Annotated in this window: 20 protein-coding genes and 1 other annotated feature; of the genes, 2 read left to right on the top strand and 18 right to left on the bottom strand. The window is 48.1% G+C overall.

The window, feature by feature from the left end; translation table 11 throughout:
* Nucleotides 1–124 precede the first annotated feature (124 nt).
* Together V1498_RS05860 and V1498_RS05855 are read left to right on the top strand one after the other, a co-directional pair.
* On the top strand, nt 125–1,276 hold the full coding sequence (locus V1498_RS05860) for a cysteine desulfurase family protein (protein ID WP_409297472.1): 1,152 nt from the start codon (nt 125–127) through the stop codon (nt 1,274–1,276).
* Between the two features lie 39 nt (nt 1,277–1,315).
* Nucleotides 1,316–1,852 carry a transcription repressor NadR gene (locus V1498_RS05855; protein WP_409297470.1) on the top strand — a complete coding sequence of 179 codons (537 nt, stop codon included), beginning with the start codon at nt 1,316–1,318 and terminating at the stop codon, nt 1,850–1,852.
* Nucleotides 1,853–1,913: 61 nt separating this feature from the next.
* On the opposite strand, the gene pheA is transcribed toward V1498_RS05855, so the two are convergent.
* From pheA to V1498_RS05765, 18 genes are all read right to left on the bottom strand, one after another.
* Entirely contained in the window at nt 1,914–2,801 is an 888-nt protein-coding gene (gene pheA, locus V1498_RS05850; protein ID WP_409297468.1) for a prephenate dehydratase, read from the bottom strand.
* 117 nt (nt 2,802–2,918) lie between these two features.
* Nucleotides 2,919–3,368, bottom strand: coding sequence for an ACT domain-containing protein (locus V1498_RS05845; protein WP_409297466.1), 450 nt, complete (start codon nt 3,366–3,368; stop codon nt 2,919–2,921).
* Nucleotides 3,369–3,416: 48 nt separating this feature from the next.
* On the bottom strand, nt 3,417–4,715 hold the full coding sequence (gene obgE / locus V1498_RS05840) for a GTPase ObgE (RefSeq protein ID WP_409297464.1): 1,299 nt from the start codon (nt 4,713–4,715) through the stop codon (nt 3,417–3,419).
* A 59-nt stretch (nt 4,716–4,774) separates the two neighbouring features.
* Nucleotides 4,775–5,311 (bottom strand): Spo0B C-terminal domain-containing protein, encoded by a 537-nt coding sequence (locus V1498_RS05835; protein ID WP_409297462.1) that lies wholly within the window; start codon nt 5,309–5,311, stop codon nt 4,775–4,777.
* Between the two features lie 148 nt (nt 5,312–5,459).
* The gene (gene rpmA / locus V1498_RS05830; RefSeq protein WP_409289512.1) at nt 5,460–5,750 is read right to left on the bottom strand and encodes a 50S ribosomal protein L27; all 291 of its coding nucleotides are present in this window, start codon (nt 5,748–5,750) and stop codon (nt 5,460–5,462) included.
* 12 nt (nt 5,751–5,762) lie between these two features.
* Nucleotides 5,763–6,098, bottom strand: coding sequence for a ribosomal-processing cysteine protease Prp (locus tag V1498_RS05825; protein WP_409297460.1), 336 nt, complete (start codon nt 6,096–6,098; stop codon nt 5,763–5,765).
* 10 nt (nt 6,099–6,108) lie between these two features.
* Nucleotides 6,109–6,417 carry a 50S ribosomal protein L21 gene (rplU, locus tag V1498_RS05820; protein ID WP_409297458.1) on the bottom strand — a complete coding sequence of 103 codons (309 nt, stop codon included), beginning with the start codon at nt 6,415–6,417 and terminating at the stop codon, nt 6,109–6,111.
* A gap of 14 nt (nt 6,418–6,431) precedes the next feature.
* Nucleotides 6,432–6,510 (bottom strand) — a sequence feature (ribosomal protein L21 leader region).
* Between the two features lie 71 nt (nt 6,511–6,581).
* On the bottom strand, nt 6,582–8,054 hold the full coding sequence (locus V1498_RS05815) for an Rne/Rng family ribonuclease (protein ID WP_409297456.1): 1,473 nt from the start codon (nt 8,052–8,054) through the stop codon (nt 6,582–6,584).
* 65 nt (nt 8,055–8,119) lie between these two features.
* On the bottom strand, nt 8,120–8,986 hold the full coding sequence (locus V1498_RS05810; protein WP_409297455.1) for a M50 family metallopeptidase: 867 nt from the start codon (nt 8,984–8,986) through the stop codon (nt 8,120–8,122).
* Nucleotides 8,979–9,728 (bottom strand): peptidoglycan DD-metalloendopeptidase family protein, encoded by a 750-nt coding sequence (locus V1498_RS05805; RefSeq protein ID WP_409297454.1) that lies wholly within the window; start codon nt 9,726–9,728, stop codon nt 8,979–8,981. The genes V1498_RS05810 and V1498_RS05805 overlap by 8 nt, the downstream gene beginning before the upstream one ends.
* Nucleotides 9,729–9,999: 271 nt before the next feature.
* Entirely contained in the window at nt 10,000–11,466 is a 1,467-nt protein-coding gene (locus V1498_RS05800; protein ID WP_409293864.1) for an IS1182 family transposase, read from the bottom strand.
* 320 nt (nt 11,467–11,786) lie between these two features.
* Nucleotides 11,787–12,590: a septum site-determining protein MinD gene (gene minD, locus V1498_RS05795; RefSeq protein WP_409297452.1), complete on the bottom strand. Its 804-nt coding sequence runs from the start codon at nt 12,588–12,590 to the stop codon at nt 11,787–11,789.
* 2 nt (nt 12,591–12,592) lie between these two features.
* Nucleotides 12,593–13,273, bottom strand: a complete 681-nt coding sequence (gene minC / locus V1498_RS05790; RefSeq protein WP_409297450.1) for a septum site-determining protein MinC — start codon at nt 13,271–13,273, stop codon at nt 12,593–12,595.
* Nucleotides 13,274–13,370: 97 nt separating this feature from the next.
* Nucleotides 13,371–13,883: a rod shape-determining protein MreD gene (gene mreD / locus V1498_RS05785; RefSeq protein ID WP_409297448.1), complete on the bottom strand. Its 513-nt coding sequence runs from the start codon at nt 13,881–13,883 to the stop codon at nt 13,371–13,373.
* On the bottom strand, nt 13,880–14,761 hold the full coding sequence (gene mreC, locus V1498_RS05780; RefSeq protein ID WP_409297446.1) for a rod shape-determining protein MreC: 882 nt from the start codon (nt 14,759–14,761) through the stop codon (nt 13,880–13,882). The genes mreD and mreC overlap by 4 nt, the downstream gene beginning before the upstream one ends.
* A gap of 118 nt (nt 14,762–14,879) precedes the next feature.
* Nucleotides 14,880–15,902: a rod shape-determining protein gene (locus V1498_RS05775; protein WP_409297444.1), complete on the bottom strand. Its 1,023-nt coding sequence runs from the start codon at nt 15,900–15,902 to the stop codon at nt 14,880–14,882.
* Between the two features lie 190 nt (nt 15,903–16,092).
* Entirely contained in the window at nt 16,093–16,779 is a 687-nt protein-coding gene (gene radC, locus V1498_RS05770) for a RadC family protein (protein ID WP_409297443.1), read from the bottom strand.
* Nucleotides 16,780–16,829: 50 nt separating this feature from the next.
* Nucleotides 16,830–17,396 (bottom strand): Maf family protein, encoded by a 567-nt coding sequence (locus V1498_RS05765; protein ID WP_409297442.1) that lies wholly within the window; start codon nt 17,394–17,396, stop codon nt 16,830–16,832.
* Between the last annotated feature and the right edge of the window lie 179 nt (nt 17,397–17,575).

Genomic DNA, 17,575 nt, shown 5'->3' with positions numbered 1-17,575 from the left:
ACTCGCTTTCCGCTTCAATCAACTGGTTTAATAAAAGCTCCTCACAGCACTGATAAAACAATAGACTTTTAGAAAAGAGTTTTTTTACAGTCTGAAAATACGATAAATGGGCGAGGTAACGAAAATGAGATATTTTGATTATGCTGCTACAACCCCACTTGATGCCGAAGCGCTTAAAGTCTATTGTGAGGCATCAAGAAACTTTTTTGGAAACGCATCAAGCCTGCATGATGAAGGAACGCGTGCCCAAAACCTTCTCAAAGCATGCCGCACGGAGCTTGCAGCTTTTATCGGCACTTCATTTGACAGGGTCATCTTTACAAGCGGCGGCTCAGAAAGCAACTCCCTCGCCATCCACACCCTCCTTAAGGGACAGTCAAATTCAAAACGGGTGATCATTTCGAGCGGAACCGAGCATTCCTCCATTGCCGGCACACTCACCGCATTGGAAGATAGAGGATACAAAGTGCTGTACACAAAGCATGATAGAGGTGGGAGGGTAAATACGGCACATTTTACGGAGTTACTGAAGAGGGAAGATATTGCCCTCATAACCATACAGCATGTGAACCCTGAAATCGGCTGCATCCAGCCGCTGGCTGAGCTGCGGCGGCTGATGGGGAGTCATTCCGCTCCCCTGCATGTCGATGCCGTGCAGAGCTTTGGAAAACTCGACCTGACGGATGCTGTATCAGCCGCTGACAGCCTGTCTATTTCCGCCCATAAGATTTACGGGCCAAAAGGGATTGGAGCATTGATATTCCCCCGCACCCTTCCTGCCCCCCTGACACAGGGGGAGCACGAATTCGGCTACAGGCAGGGAACGGTCAATGTTCCTGCGATAGCGTCATTCATCACGGCAGCAAAAAAGGCTATGGCGGCGCGGGATCAGCAGCTCGAAACCTTCAAAAGCCTGCGGGAACAGTTTATTTCTGAATTGCACCAGGGAGGAATAGATTTCGAGGTATTCCAGTCTGCCAGGCAGGCTCCTTACATAGTCGGGCTGGCTTTTCCCGGGATACAGGGGCAGTATATGATGCTTGAACTAAACAGAAAGGGCTTTGCCATCTCGACTGGAAGCGCCTGCCAGATCGGCAGCCAGAAGCCTTCTAAAACCATGAAGGCCCTCGGGCGGACGGACAGCATGGCACGGGAGCTCATCCGGATCTCCTTCGGGCGGGATACCCTTAGCCCGGATATCAGGGCAGTCTCGGAAGCTCTCATTGATACGGCAAGCAGGCTTCAGCAGGAGATTATCATATCAGGGAAGCTGTGATAGAATGGATTCATACAAAAAAACCAAGGAGGGCCGAAGATGAAAGAAGAGAAAAAGCTGTTTGGGGAAAACAGGCGGACCAGGCTGCTTCAGTTATTGAAAGAAAGCCCGAATCCCATAACCGGCTCCGAATTGGCAAGGCTCGCGAATGTCAGCCGGCAGATCATTGTAGGGGATATCACCCTCCTGAAGGCGCGGAACGAACCGATCATCGCCACCAGTCAGGGCTATCTGTACTTCAGCTCCCCTGCTTCCCCTCAGGTTTCAGAGCGGATTATAGCCTGCCAGCATGAACCGGAAGAAGCAAAAGATGAACTTTACATGCTCGTGGATCTTGGCGCCACCGTCAAGGATGTGAAAATTGAACATCCTGTATATGGCGACCTTACAGCCTCCATCATGGTATCCAACCGCAATGAAGTCGACGGATTCGTGCAAAAAATCAAGGAAACCCGTGCTGTTTACCTCTCGGAATTGACGGGCGGCATCCATTTGCACACCATCACCGCCGCAAATGCTGATATACTCGATAAGGCAGAAGCTGCCTTAAGGAAGGCAGGATACCTGGTTGAATAACAAAAGGAGATGAGCCGGCTCATCTCCTTTATTATTAGGCAGAAAAAATACCACAGCCGATTTACCCTCTTGCAGCCGCCTCCGTTGTACCGGTAATCAAAAAGCTCGGGTAACTGCCCAGCGTCTTCACACTGCAGCCAAGTGCCTCAAGCTCCGCCATAGCACCCGGAATGAGGACTTCGTCCATCTCCATATTGATATCAATGATGAAGAAATAATTGCCGAGGCCTGTCTTCATGGGACGGGATTCAATCTTTGATAAATTGAGCCGCCTCCAGGAAAATGCGGAAAGAACCTGGTGAAGCGCCCCTGGCTGATCTGCCGGGAGGGTTACCATCAAGGTCGTTTTCGTTCCCTTCATCGCTGCAAGTTGTCCCTTAAAGCTGATTTCTTTTTTTGCTACAGCAATGAATCGGGTATGATTATGGGCAAAATCATGGATATCCCTCTGAATGATTTCGAGGCCATATTCCCTGGCTGCCAGTTCATTTGCGATTGCCGCTATCTTAAGCTCCGGATGCTCCGCCACATATTTAGCTGCTGCAGCAGTGGAAGTCACCGTTTCACAGGGAATTCCTTTTAGTTCTTTATGCAGGAATCTGTGGCACTGGGCAATCGCGTGGGAGTGCGAATAAATGGCATCAAGACTTCCCGAGTCATCCTTATTGCCAGGATGGATCATGAAATGCTGGCTGATCGGGGCTGTAACCTCACCGCGTATCGGGAGGTTTACCTCATGAACGAGATAGTCAAGCGTGATGTTGACGGAGCCTTCCAATGTATTTTCTATCGGAATCAGAGCAATGTCAGCTTCTTCCTCCCAAACGGCATCCAGGCACTCCGGTATGGTCAGAAGAGGGATTCTTGCACCCCCGGGAAACAGCTTTGCTGCTGCGAGGTCTGTAAACGTTGCTTTTGGCCCCAGAAATGCGATTGTATAACCCAACATGATCTCCCCTTATCCATGAAAAATTACTGTTAATCTTAGTCCATTTTTCAGATTTTTTCAACCGCTGACTCCATTCCATCCAAAAAGGGTGTGCCGGCCGAAGCCAGCACACCCTCTTCAAGCACCTGTTCCCAGGACTTCTACTTTTTCTACAAATTCCAGCTTCCTGAGCTGTGACAGCAAATATTCAATATCCGAATGCATGCCATTGGTATTGAGGGACAGCGTGACATTTGCCCTGCTCTGGAGCGGGATTGTCTGGTGGATGGTCAGCACGTTGCAGCCGGCCGCCGCCACTACCGCGAGCAGCTGGGATAAAGTGCCCGACCGGTCCTCCAGGTGGAAAAAAAGCGAGATGATCCTTTCCTTGACGATGGTATGGAAAGGAAAAACAGTATCTCTGTATTTATAAAAAGCACTCCGGCTGATGTCGGCAGCCTGGACAGCCTCCAGCACCGATTCTGCTTTCCCCCGGTCCAGGAGCTCTTTTGCATCCAGAGTTTTCTGCATTGCCTCAGGAAGGACATCCTCCCGCACTAAATAAAATCTTTTATCAGTCTTGCTCATGCCAGCCCCCCAAACCGCAGCCCGGCTTCGTTCACAGCCGGCTGGCGCCTATTCGATAAATTCAAATTCGTAATCAAGCAGCCTGATGATATCACCGTTTTCAGCACCCTTTTCACGCAGGGCATCATCCACGCCCATGCCGCGGAGCTGCCTTGCAAAACGCTTGATTGATTCATCCCGGTTAAAGTTGGTCATCTTGAACAGCTTTTCGATATTGAAGCCTGAAATCACGAATGTTCCATCAGGATCACGGGAAATGACAAAGTCTTTATCCGGCGTAGCATGCTTGTACATAACCCGGTTGACTGCACCTTCTTCTTCGACTTCATCTTCATGCTGAAGCGGGAATTCAGGTGTGGTCTCAAGCCTGTCTGCGACTTCAAATAACAGGTCGCGTATTCCTTCGCGGGTAATGGTTGAGATTGGGAAGATGGTCAGACCGCTTCCTGCCTTTTCCATGAAGGCCTTCAGGTTCTCTTCTGAATCGGGCATATCCATTTTATTGGCTGCAATAATCTGCGGCCTTTCAGTGAGCCTCAGGTTATATTCCTTAAGCTCTTTGTTGATGGTCAGATAATCATCATAAGGATCACGGCCCTCAAGCCCTGACATGTCAATCACATGGACGATAACCCTCGTCCTCTCAATGTGCCTGAGGAACTGATGGCCAAGGCCCACCCCTTCAGAAGCTCCCTCTATGAGCCCTGGAAGGTCAGCCATGACGAAGCTGCGGCTGTCTTCTGTTTCGACAACTCCGAGATTCGGCGCAATGGTAGTGAAGTGATATTCAGCGATCTTAGGCTTTGCTGAAGAAACCACTGAGAGGAGTGTCGACTTTCCAACACTCGGGAATCCGACCAGCCCCACATCTGCAAGCAGCTTAAGCTCCATGACGATATAGCGTTCCTGGCCCGGTTCGCCGTTTTCGGAGATCTCCGGTGCTGGATTTGCCGCTGTGGCGAAGCGGCTGTTGCCGCGGCCCCCGCGTCCGCCTTTCGCGATGACAGCCCGCTGGCCGTGCTCGGTTAGATCGGCAATGACTTCCTTGGTATCTTCATCCATGATGACAGTGCCCGGCGGGACCTTGACTATCATATCCTCCGCATTCCGTCCATGCATGTTCTTAGACATTCCGTGCTCTCCGCGCGGCGCTTTAAAATGGCGCTGATACCGGAAATCCATAAGGGTTCTGAGACCTTCTTCGACTTCAAAAATCACATTGGCACCGTTGCCTCCGTCTCCGCCGGCCGGTCCTCCTTTAGGAACATACTTCTCGCGGCGGTAGGCCACCAGCCCGTTTCCCCCGTCTCCGCCTTTTACATATACCTTGACCTGATCGACAAACATTCCATCACTTCCTTTTTAAAAGTATGTATATTCACTGCTGATTTTGTTCATTTATGATCTCAAAGAGATCCCTTAAGTTCGATGGCAAGCTCTTTTCTGCCTATCTTCAGGAGGATTGCCTCGACTCCGGTCATCCTGGTTCGCTCGATGAATTTCCCCAGCTTTTCTACTGATGTTATATTACCCTGCAGCTCATAGAGAAACCGTATATTTTTATCTGCCTTATAAATGGACACTGTCAGATTATTCTCGCTGAACGGTTCCAGGTCCGACTTCAGTTCTTCAAAGAACTTCCTTGTCCAGGCGGCTGCCGGACCATCAAAATCCGGACATGGGCCATCCGCCTCGAGCACCTCATATTCCAGCTTGAAGGGATGGCTGTTCCAGTTCCCTGTCAGCATGAGCTCAGAAAATAAAGGCATATGCAGGTTTCCGAGCATCGCTTCATTTTGGGATTCACTTATGATCTGATCAATGACCGACTTTGCGCCATCTATCTTGTTTAAGTCTAAATTGCCCTTGATCAGCATGATTCTATTCAGCCAGTCATGGCGCGCATGCCTCATGACTTCACTTACATTCCATTCTTTTTCCATCTGATAGACTCCCGTAACTGCTTTATTGAGACTGTCCCCCTGGTCCATTTGTTTGCCGGGACAGACCGGTTCCTCTAAGTATAACAGAATTCAAGCCGAAAAAAAGAAAACTCCAACCAAGAGGTTAGAGTTTTCTAAGATGCGTTAATTAAGCTTCTTGAGCAACTGGATATACACTAACTTGTTTGCGGTCACGGCCAAGGCGTTCGAAACGAACCACGCCGTCTACTTTCGCGAATAGAGTGTCATCCCCGCCGCGCCCAACGTTTTGTCCCGGGTAAATTTTAGTTCCGCGTTGACGGTAAAGAATGGAACCGCCAGAAACGAATTCACCGTCAGCACTCTTTGCGCCAAGGCGCTTAGAGATAGAGTCACGGCCGTTCTTTGTAGAACCTACTCCCTTTTTGGAAGCGAAGAACTGAAGATCTAATCTTAACATTAATTCCACCTCCTACTTGTTAACAATCACTTTCATGTATTCATCATAATCCCGTTCAATCGTCTGCATGGAAATCAGCATGGCTTCCAGGAGCAGCTGGATTTTTTCAGCAGCAGCCTCGGGAAGCGCGCCGGGGATTGCACATTTAAGGAATCCTCCGCCGCCCTCCATGTCAATTTCAGGTTCAACCCCGGTCAATGCCATGATGGCGTTGACCGTCCCGAAGGAAACGGCTGAAGCACCGGCACAGACGATATCCTGGCCTGGTTCAGCAAAATTAGCATGTCCACTCATGGTAAAAGAAGAAATCCTTCCATCAGCGCCATGATCAAAAATCACATTTATCATACAGACAGCCTTACGCGTTGATCGCGTCGATAGTTACTCGAGTGTATGGCTGACGATGACCTTGCTTTTTGCGGTTGTTTTTCTTCGCTTTGTATTTGAAGACGATGATTTTCTTCGCGCGGCCGTGGTTTTCAACCTTGCCGGTTACAGTAGCTCCCTCAACAACAGGGCTTCCTACTTTCACGTTGTCTCCGCCTACGAATAGAACTTTGTCAAATGTTACAGCTTCACCAGCTTCTACGTTCAGTTTTTCAATAACGATAGATTGGCCAGCTTCAACTTTGATTTGTTTACCGCCAGTTTCAATAATTGCGTACATACTTGCACCTCCTCTAATTAACTCAGACTCGCCATCACAGGCGTTTTTGCAGGGCAAAAAGCTTAAACCTGATCTGTGCGGTTGTAGCACGGGTGCTACAAACATAACATAGTAAATAATAGCACAGGTAGTTTCTCTAAGTCAATAGCCTTTTCAAGAAAGGATTACTCTCTTTCCGCCCTCTCCCTGATTTCATCAAGGCTGCCGAATTGCCTGATGCGATAGGCGGGAATCTGTGAAGAAAGCGTTGTGAAGATCAGCTTTTTGCCGGCCATCTGCTCGAGGAGCAGAAGATGCTCTTCCCCTGCTCCGGCCAGAGCTGAAGTTACATCTGCCGTTGCTTCTATCCAGGCCCCCTCCGCTTCATTGGCACGGGCCTCAATCAGTTCCCGCTCAAGGCGGAAGGCCATGGTTTCAGCACTCTCCACACTTCCGCTGCCTCTGCATGCAGGACATGTGACTGTCAGCTTTTCCCGGAGGCCTGGTCCCGCTTTTTTCCTTGTGAGCTGAAGCATGCCGAGCTCTGTAAATCCGGTGATCACTGTCCTCATCTCATCCTTTGAGAGGGCTTCCTGCAATGCCTGCTGAACCTTTTTTCTGCTGAGGGGATTCTCCATATTAATAAAATCAATGATGATGATTCCGCCGATATTCCTCAGCCTTAGCTGTCTGGCGGCTTCTCTTGCCGCTTCTACATTGGCTTTAGTGATGGTTTCTTCTTTATGGGACTTTCCTGTGTAGCTGCCCGTATTCACATCAATCACCGTACAGGCTTCCGTTTCCTGGATGATCAGATAGCTTCCTCCTTCGAGCCAGACGGCCTGCCGGAGTGCCTTTTCGGCCTCTTTTTCGATTCCATGCCGGGAAAAGATGCCTTCCGGCCCGCGTTCATGAACCACAGTGACCCCCGTGTTAAGCAGCTTTTTGAGAGCCTGGTGCAAGTCGAAATCATCAACGGCCACTTCATCCCCTGCATGCAGCTCTTCCTTCAGGATTTGCTCGAGGAATGTATCCCTGGCATGAACCAGGCCTGTTTTTTTCAGCGAGGAGGCTCTGTCCTTGATTTCAGCATACTGCATCCTAAGCCCCGCAAGCTCCCGGGAAAATTCCTCAAGGGAAGATCCTTCCATTGAAGTGCGGATAATCATTCCCTCACCGCTGTTCTTCTTGCTGAATGCGGTTTTCCTCCAATACTCCTGCCCGTTCGATTTCATCTTTTTTGAAACCCCTATATAATCAGTCCCAAACATGGCCACCATTTTATCAGAAGCAAGCTCAATGATTCCGGAAAGCTTAGGACCTTTGTTTCCTGATGCATCCCTGACAACCTGGACCAGCATTCTCTCCCCCTGGCGGACAAAATGTCCGATGGAAGTATTTTTTTTGGCTGTATAATCAAGTTTTGACAGCTGGTAGGACGGCAGGTCATCTCTGTAAAGGAAACCGTGCTTTCCCTGGCCGATGTCTACAAAGGCTGCCTCCATGCCGGGCAGCACCTTTGTCACCATGCCCCAAAAAACACTACCAGTCAGACTTTCCTGGCCAGGCTGCTGAACTTCAAGCTTCACGATGCCCCCTTGTTCAGTCACCGCAAACCTTTTTTCCCTTCCTGCCGCATTCACAATCAATCTTTTCATAAAAAAACCCTTTCTTCATCAATAGCCGGCCGTTCCGGCTTATCCATGAAAAAAGGATACCACAGTTAATAGGAGTATAACAGGTCATCCATTTTGATATGGATCAGCTTATCTGTGAAGTAAGCATGAAGAATTTCATTTTCATCGAGGACTCCACGTTCCTTCCCTTCCTTTACGATGACGATTGGATGCTTGCAGCCCTTTTGAAATCTGCTGAGCACATCGGTAATGGTTTCCGTCACATCCGCATGGAGGGGCTTTAGAGTCTTAAAGCCGGCATTGCGTCCATAATGCCGCTCAAGGAGGAATCGCACAAAAACATAGTGCCGCTGCTTCCATTCCGCGAAAAGTGAAAAGAGGATGAACAGGGCCATGGCCCACATATTCAGGTTAAGCGGGGCAAAAACCAGGCAGGCGGCAATTCCCGTCCCTGCGAACAGGAACGAGGCATAGACTGTATATTTATGCGCCTCCAAAAACGGAAGCCAGGCGGACAGGAGGATGAGCATCAGCCTTCCGCCGTCCAGCGGCCAGATTGGCAGCAGGTTAAATAAGAAGATTACCAGATTCATATAGAAAAAATCCTGGAAAGCATCCAGCATAATTACGTCAGCCTGGTACAGGATGTATGAGACACCGCAGAGCCAGACATGCTGCAGCGGGCCGGCAAGGGTCACCGCCAGCTCTTCCTTCAGCGCCCGGTTGCCATGCTCCTCCGTTACCAGGGCCCCGCCAAAGGGCAGCAGCCGGATCGCTTTGATTCTCCAGGAAAAGTAACGGGCAGCTGCGGCATGCCCCAGTTCATGGACCAAGATGATTAGAAACAGCATACAGAGAGGGATGAACTGAGCTGTCAAAACTCCTATCCCGAGCACGATCCAAAAGGTAGAATGTATTTCGATCTTTGACAGCAGGCGAAGGTAATCATTCAAATGGAATCACCTGTTTAGGATCCACAAACTGTGAGCCCTTTTTAACAGCGAGATAAAACGTCCCTTTTGCTTCTCCCGCTTTATTGGTGACTCTGCCGACCACATTTCCTTTTTTGACCGTTTCATACAGCTTCACATCGATTGAGCCCAAATGTCCGTACCAGGTCTCACTTTTGTCGCTGTGCTGGATAACGACAGTCCTGCCAAGCTTGTCCTGACTGCCTGCAAAAATGATGACGCCCTCTCTTGCAGATTCGACCGGCGAATCTTTATCCGTTTCAATCATGATGCCCTGGCCGTTTGCTTCAAATGTCTGTTCAATCTTTCCTGAAGCGGGAAGCGAGTAATTTCCGCTCTCCTTTTCAGCTGTGACCGTTTCTTTCTTCTCAGGCAGAAACACAAGCGGCTTCCCGAAGGTATCCTGATACCAATCCTTCGCCGCTGCAAACTCAAAGTCTTCTTTCATATAATGACTGACCGTCTTCCTCGGAACCTCAAAGGCAGAAGACGGGTTCTTGAAGATAATGGCTGTCAGCAGGAACAAACAGAGAGAAGCGAGGATTTTAAAGTAAAACACTTCTTTTTTGAATAACGGATGATCCGCCTCCGGGGCCATCTCATAACTTCCATCATCAAAAATCCCCTCAGCCTTCCTGTACGCCGCGTTAAGGCCCGCCTTCCTTCCCTCCTGCTTCCTCCGTTTCGCAATCCTGTCCCTGATCTCCTTTTGCCTGCTCTTCATCGCTTCGATCCCCCTCCACATCAATCCTGATAAAATGTATGCACAGCATGTCCGGATTATGCTCAAATGGAAATGGGGGATTGTCCCTTATTTCCGGGAAATAGGGACTGTCCCCCATTTCCTCGAAATAAAAAACAGCTTGATCGCTCGAGGCCACTGAAAATCTTCCAATTTTTTAGATTTTCTAAAGAATCCAAACGAAAAAAACCGATTCACTTCCATGTTTTTGGAAGTGAATCGGTTCTTTTTCTGTTTTTTTCTCTTTTTGCTTTTATTTTTGTACCATCAGTTTTAGAATTCTTTTTAAATTGACTGTAAATATGGCCATGGCACCTTGCATTTCCATGCCAATCAGACCCGAGGATGTGGCTACATCATACCCGTGCCTGTGTTTCAATTCGCTATTCTTCGCCTCTATTTTATACCGTTCTTTTGATTTCTCTTTGAAGTACTCACTTTCCTGAAACACTGCCTGATCAGAGTGTTCAGGTGACTTCAACGAAACAGAATACGTCTTGCTTTTCGCTCCTTCTTTATAACAACCTTCCCTTAACGGGCAACGCTTGCATTTTTCAATATCAAAATAATAGGTATCTACCTGGTTCCTGCCGTTACTGTCCGTATGTTTCTTCCCTTGTCGAGCCTTCCTGATTGCGAGGTGTCCTCCTTTACATACATACATCCCAGCGTCCTTATTGAATTCAAATTCATTTTCCTTACTACGAGTGCCTTGGGTAATATTTGGATTCAATTTGGCAATCAATTCAATTTCGTTTGTCTTGCTATAGATAATATTCTCTTTTTCTGAATATGCCGTATCGCCAATCACCGTTTCAATCTTCATACCAGCTTCTTTGCTTTTCTCAATAAGAGTATGAAGTTGCTTGCCATCATTTTTGTCGCCTGTCGTAATCACAGCTGCCGTGATAATTCGTTCCTCGCTCATCGCCAGGTGGGTCTTATATCCAAAGAATGAAGTATCTGCTGTCTTGTGTCCCACCTTCGCATCCTGATCCTTTGAACATTGGAGCTGTTCCAAGTCATCTGAGACTGTCTCTTTCAATAGGTTCAGCTGTTCCTTAACGGCCGGATAATGGACTATTGTCTCTTCCTTTTCGATCACTTCAATAAGTTTTTGTGAATAAGTAATTTCATCCTCCAACACATCCGTTTTTTTCTTGGGAGGGAATTTGGACTTCATGGATTCATCGATTTGGTAAATCGCCTTCCTCAGCTTCTTGGAGCGCTCCATCAGAACTTCCTTCGGTTTCATCTGATTATAACGGGCTTTTGTATGAGTGGCATCGACGATAATGGAATTGCTTTTGATAATCTCTTTTTCTAAGGCAATCTCTACCGTTTTATTAATAAGCAAATCCAGGAGGTTGCTATCCTTTAACCTCAATTTACGGAATTTGGTCAGGGAGCTCGGGTTTATAACTTCCTCTTCTGGAGTCATGTCCAGGAAATATTTGAAGGACATATCGTATTTGGAACGCTCAATAATATCCATGTCCGAAAGGTCATGGATGGTTTTTAATAATAGGTATTTGAACATTCGGATCGGGTCGATTGCGTTCCGGCCATTATCAAGGCAATACTTATCCTGGAGCTCTTCGTAAACAAAGGTAAAGTCGACCAGATCATTAATCTGGCGCAACATATTATCCTTTGGCACGATAAGGTCATAGAGACCCATATAAGGACTTAGTTTGATTGATTGTTGCATTGGCATCATTGGAACCACCCATTTCGAATAGATTACCTTTATTATAAAATAAAAACCGCCCGAATCCCTTAAAAAAGTCAGGAATTTGGACGGCTTATAGTTTGTCTAAAATATAGGTTCAGTAGCACTAGGTTGATTGGAACGGAAGGTGCGGAGACTCCTGCGGGATTAGCGGGACAGGTGAGACCCCGCAGGCGCTATAGCGCTGAGGAGGCTCACCGCACGCCCCGCGGAAAGCGTAGCATCCTGGAGTGGAAATCAACCGTCCAATTTAACAAAGCTATCCTTTAAGGACTTTTTCAGTGCCCTCGATCGCTCAAGCTGTTTTTTTAGCGTACACCGAAGAATTTTTTAATTTTCGCCACGAAGCCTTTGGGTTCTTCGTCAAGCGGCTTTAAAGGCACCGCTTCACCGAGGATTCTCCTCGCTATGTTGCGGTAAGCGACAGATGCGCGATTGTCCGGGTCAAGGGCGATCGGCTCTCCCTGGTTCGATGCCTTGATTACCTGGTCATCATCGACTACGATGCCGAGCAGGTCGATGGAAAGATGCTGGGTGATATCATCGATGTCCAGCATTTCACCGCTCTTGACCATATGGCTCCTGATCCGATTGATCACGAGCTTCGGAGCTTCAATGTTTTCTTCTTTTTCAAGAAGGCCGATGATCCGGTCAGCATCCCGCACAGCAGATACCTCGGGGGTTGTGACCACAATAGCCTTATCAGCACCCGCAACGGCATTCTTGTAGCCCTGCTCGATGCCTGCCGGACAGTCGATGATGATATAGTCATAGTCCTGTTTAAGGCTGTTCACGAGCTCCTTCATCTGTTCAGGATTCACCGCATGCTTATCGCTTGTCTGGGCGGCCGGCAGCAGATACAAAAGATCATCAAAGCGCTTGTCCTTGACCAGTGCCTGGTGAAGCTTGCAGCGGCCTTCCACTACATCGACAAGGTCATAAATGATCCTGTTCTCTAGCCCCATCACTACATCCAGGTTTCGCAGGCCGATATCGGTATCCACAAGGCAGACTTTTTTGCCTAGAAGCGCAAGGGACGTGCCCAGATTTGCCGAGGTGGTCGTCTTTCCAACGCCGCCTTTACCAGAAGTTATAACTATTGCCTCTCCCACGATTAGAGACCCCCTTTAAATGTATGTAAACTTGGTCTTTTTTTCTTTAAAGCAAGCAATCTATCCGTAATGATCCGGCCTTCTTCCACATAAGCGCATTCCATCCCCTGGGCATCTTCAAGCTCTTCTCCGGGGGCCCATCTCATCAATTCCCCGACCTTAAGCATGGAGGGCGTAAAAATGGAGGCGGTGATGACGGCATCCTCCCTGCCATTTTTCCCCGCATGGGCCATGCCCTTCAAGGCACCGAGTATAAAGATATTTCCCCCAGCAGCCACCTGTCCGCCCGGATTCACATCGCCGATCAGCAGGAGATCTCCCGGAACTTCCATCACCTGGCCGGATCGGATGATGCCGGCATAGGATGTGACGGCTGATTCCTCTTTCATCCGCAAGGCTTCATCACGGCTGATGACATTGGATTGGATTTCTTCAATATTGAATATCTTTTTCTGTAAGATAACTTCCTTTATTTGAACTTCCTGCTCCTGTGTCAGGTACCGGTTCCCTGCATGCACCCTGACCTTAAGGGAAGGCATGTTTTCCTGGGTGCGGATATTGGCGGAGAGCTTGGAGTCAAGCTCCTGCAGCAGCTCTTGAAATGAACAAGAATCATCGAGATGGAGGGTCAGCCCTTCTTTTGTTCCTTTTATGATGACATTTTGCAGCAATTTATTACTCATGACGGTATAATTCACCTCAACGATTTACTATTCGACATACCGAGCCTTTATCCTTTTTCCCAGAAACGAAAGAACAGGTTTTTTTTGGTTCAGCACGTCAGTCCCGGCCATCATCCGCCTTTTCAATCAAGTACTTGAGCGGGAAGGCCAGGATGATAACGGCCGCCAGGTTCAGGAGCAGTGTAGGCAGAAGCCTGATGGACGCGAATTCCTGGAAAGTCATGCCCACGTCATGTATCTGGGTATTCACCTGAAAGACCATGGACTCAAGCACCGCGATGGCCGCAATGGAGACCAGTGATGCAACCAGAATATTGGAATGCACCATCTTCATGACCCGCGAAACAAGAAATGCGAGAAAAGCAAATAAGAAAGCATATATCCCCAGAATCTCTGTATAAATGACATCAAATAAAAAGCCGGTCAGCAGTCCATAAATGATTCCGTTCTTGGACGAACCGAATATCGTTAAAAAAACGATGAATATGAATAAAAAATGGGGCACAAAAATCCGGGTGCTGCCAAAGTGGTTTCCAGAGAACAGCTGGGCATAGGTACTTTCCGCCATAAAAAAGAAAAGAGCGGAGAGCGGGAGGATCAATCTGTTCACAGGTCCTCCCCCTCTCTGCCTTCCCCTTCCGATGGATCGGCCGTGGCAATCGAGCGCTTCACAACGATCAAATGATTCACATCATAAAGCTCTGCGGCAGGTTTCACATACGCAACCTGCGTCAGCCCGTATTGATCCGACTCTACCTTCTCCACCTTCCCGACAGGCAGGCCTTTAGGGAAAACCCCGCCCATCCCTGAAGTGACAACTTCCGACCCCTTTTTGATTTTTTCATCATAAGGAATCTTCTTCATCAGGAGCAGCCTGTCCTTCTGGTCAAATCCCTCGATAAAGCCATAAATAGGCCCCTTGCCGGGGATGCTGACGGATATCCGGTTCTTCGGATCCATTGAACTCAAAAGCTGCACAGTCGAAGTGAACTCGGTCGTATTCTTGATTTTTCCGATCAGCCCTTTTGAAGTCATGACGGCCATATTCTTCTCGATACCGTGCTTCTTCCCGCGGTTGATAATGACCTTTTCATGCCACATATCCGGATTGCGGGCAATGACTGTTGCCTGAATCGGATCAAACTCTCTTAAACTCTCTTTTTTATCCAGAATGTCCCTCAGCTCGGTATTTTCCTTTTCCAGATCCTGCACTTTCGTCTTAAGCTTCACGTATTCATCAAGACGGGTTTTCAGCCTTTTATTTTCCTGATATGTATTTTCAAGGTCATTGACATTATCAAAAAAACCAGCGGCATATTGGACGGGTTGATGGAAAATATTTTGGATAAAACCGGTCGTATCCTTGAGGAACCGTTCCGGCCAGCTGAGTTTTTCTCTTTCTCGAACAGAAAAACCAATCAACGCCACCAGGATGATGATACTTACCAGCAGCACAATCAGCCTTTTGTTCAGAAAAAATTGCGGCATGCTTTCACCTCTATTTATTTCTGCCTGACATGCGGGCTGTCCCTTGGAATGTGCACACACTCATCCGGGACAGCCCTCGGCGTCAGGATTTATTGAATTTCCATTAGAAATGGGTAGCTCAGCGTGAATCTTTTGACCTGCCTTTAAACAGATGGATGTGGTCCAGTGCTTTTCCTGTGCCGATGGCCACACAGTCAAGCGGATTTTCGGCGATAAGTACAGGCATCTTGGTTTCATCGCTGATTACTTTATCAAGATTGCGGAGCAGCGCGCCCCCGCCTGTTAGTACGATCCCGCGGTCCATGATGTCAGCCGCAAGTTCCGGCGGCGTTTTCTCCAGCGTATTCTTCACTGAATCGACGATTGCATACACCGTATCATTCAGGGCCCTTGAAATTTCCTCTGCTGTGATCTCTATTGTCTTTGGAAGTCCCGTCAGCAGGTCGCGTCCACGTATTTCCATATTTTCAATGCCTTCTGGCTCCCCTGCCGATCCGATTTCCATTTTGATGCTTTCAGCCGTACGGTCACCGATCATCAAATTGTAATTCTTGCGGATATAATTAATGATTGCATCATCCATCTCGTCGCCTGCAATCCGGATCGACTGGCTTGTCACGATTCCGCCAAGCGAGATGATGGCAACTTCCGTCGTTCCTCCGCCAATATCAACAACCATGCTTCCTGTAGGCTCCCAGACAGGAAGGTTCGCCCCGATGGCAGCTGCAAACGGCTCTTCGATCGTATAGGCGTCACGTGCGCCCGCCTGCCTTGTCGCATCGATGACGGCCCTTTCCTCAACCGCAGTGATGCCTGAAGGAACACAGACCATCACATACGGCTTGCGTGAAAACAAGCCTTTGTTCTTGGTGGCCTGTTTAATATAATATTTCATCATGATCGCAGTCGTTTCGTAGTCGGCAATGACTCCATCCTTCATCGGCCTTAGCGCGACTACATTGCCTGGTGTGCGCCCTATCATGTTTTTCGCATCATTGCCAACTGCAACGATGGATTTTGTATCCGTCTGGAAGGCAACGACCGAAGGCTCCCTAAGGACGATGCCTCTTCCTTTTACATATACGAGTGTATTCGCGGTTCCTAAGTCAATTCCCAGATCTCTTGTTCCTATTCCTAACATCAGTTGTATCTCCCTTTCCGGACAAAATGCATTTTTATAGTAAGTTTTTAATTAGGTTTCAGGTGGTTTATAATCTCAACTACAAGATAATTGGACGTTTCAATTTGTACCATCTAATCAAAAAACAGGAAAATAAACTCCTAAAAATCATAAATTATATTATATCTCATAGCTGAGAAATTTCATAGCATCATACATAGCCTTTTTCTTTCAAACTGACATATTTCTTCTCGCCTATGATGATATGGTCGAGTACATCGATGCCAATGATCTTCCCGCATTCGCAAAGACGCTTCGTAACCTCTATGTCTTCCCTGCTCGGGGAGGGGTCCCCGCTTGGATGATTGTGGACACAAATAATCGAGGCGGCAGACCTTCTGAACGCTTCCTTGAACACCTCGCGCGGGTGGACAATGGAAGCGTTCAGGCTGCCGATGAAGATGGTCTGTTTATGGAGGACTTGATTCTTCGTATTCAAATAAAGGCACACAAAATGCTCCTGAGTCAAAAAGCGCATATCATTCATGCAATAATCGGCACAATCTCCGGGAGAGCGGATCACATACCTGTCATCATCACATAGATTGCTGATCCTTCGCCCAAGTTCAACGGCGGCAAGGATCTGGATGGCCTTCGCCTCACCGATCCCCTTAAGGGACACCATCTCCTCAAGCGAGGCATCCGCCAAGAGGCGGAGTCCGTCAAAATGCGCAATCAGCCGGCCAGAAAGCTGCAGGACAGATTCATTCTTTGCCCCTGTCCTAAGCAGCAGGGCCAGCAGTTCCTGGACTGAAAGGGCCCTGGCCCCTTCCTGGATAAAACGCTCCCTCGGCCTTTCATCCAGAGGAAAATCCTTCATCAGCATATTAGTGGTCATTAGTCATTCCCCGCTTTCTATTTAATCCGAAGCAGGGGACATCACCTAAATCAGCTGTTCTGCATAAAAAGCTTTAATTCTCTGGATAAACGTGCAACCGGAAGGCCGACCACCGAAAAATAGTCTCCGGCAATCTCCTTCACAAGCAGCGATCCATACCCCTGGATTCCGTATGAACCGGCTTTGTCAAAAGGTTCACCGCTATCCAGATAATTCTCAATCTCCTTTTCAGTGAGATCCCAGAAAACCACTTCGGTTTTTTCAAAAAATGTTGTTTTCTGATTTTCTTTCATGATTGAGACACCAGTGAGTACATGATGCCTTTTGCCTGACAGACTTTTAAGCATGGCACGGGCGTCGTCCCGGCCAGCCGGCTTGCCAAGGATCCTGCCCTCATTGACAACAATGGTATCAGAGCCGATCACACAGGCATCCCCATGTTTATGAAGGACAGCCCGGGCCTTCCGTTCTGCGAGCATAACCACCGCCTCCTCTGGAGAGATGGTGTCTGCGAGCGTCTCATCGACATCGCTCGCCTCAATTTCAAAAGGAATTTGTAAAAGCTGTAGAAGTTCTTTCCGGCGAGGGGAGGAAGAAGCTAAAATAATACGGATCAATCTCTTTCACCTATCCTTACTAATGCATGCATATATTGGGAGATACAATTCAATCGTATCAGAGTTGGGGAGGAGCTACAAGAAACGGAGGATTAAATTTTTCAGGCATTCTGCCGGCAGGGCTGCTGTCTTTTTGGCTTAGGAGAATATATAACTTCCCCGGGATGTTAAGCGGACTA

Source organism: Paraperibacillus marinus, assembly GCF_046237605.1.
Lineage (GTDB): Bacteria > Bacillota > Bacilli > Bacillales > DSM-1321 > Paraperibacillus > Paraperibacillus marinus.
This window is presented reverse-complemented; position numbering and strand designations above follow the sequence as displayed.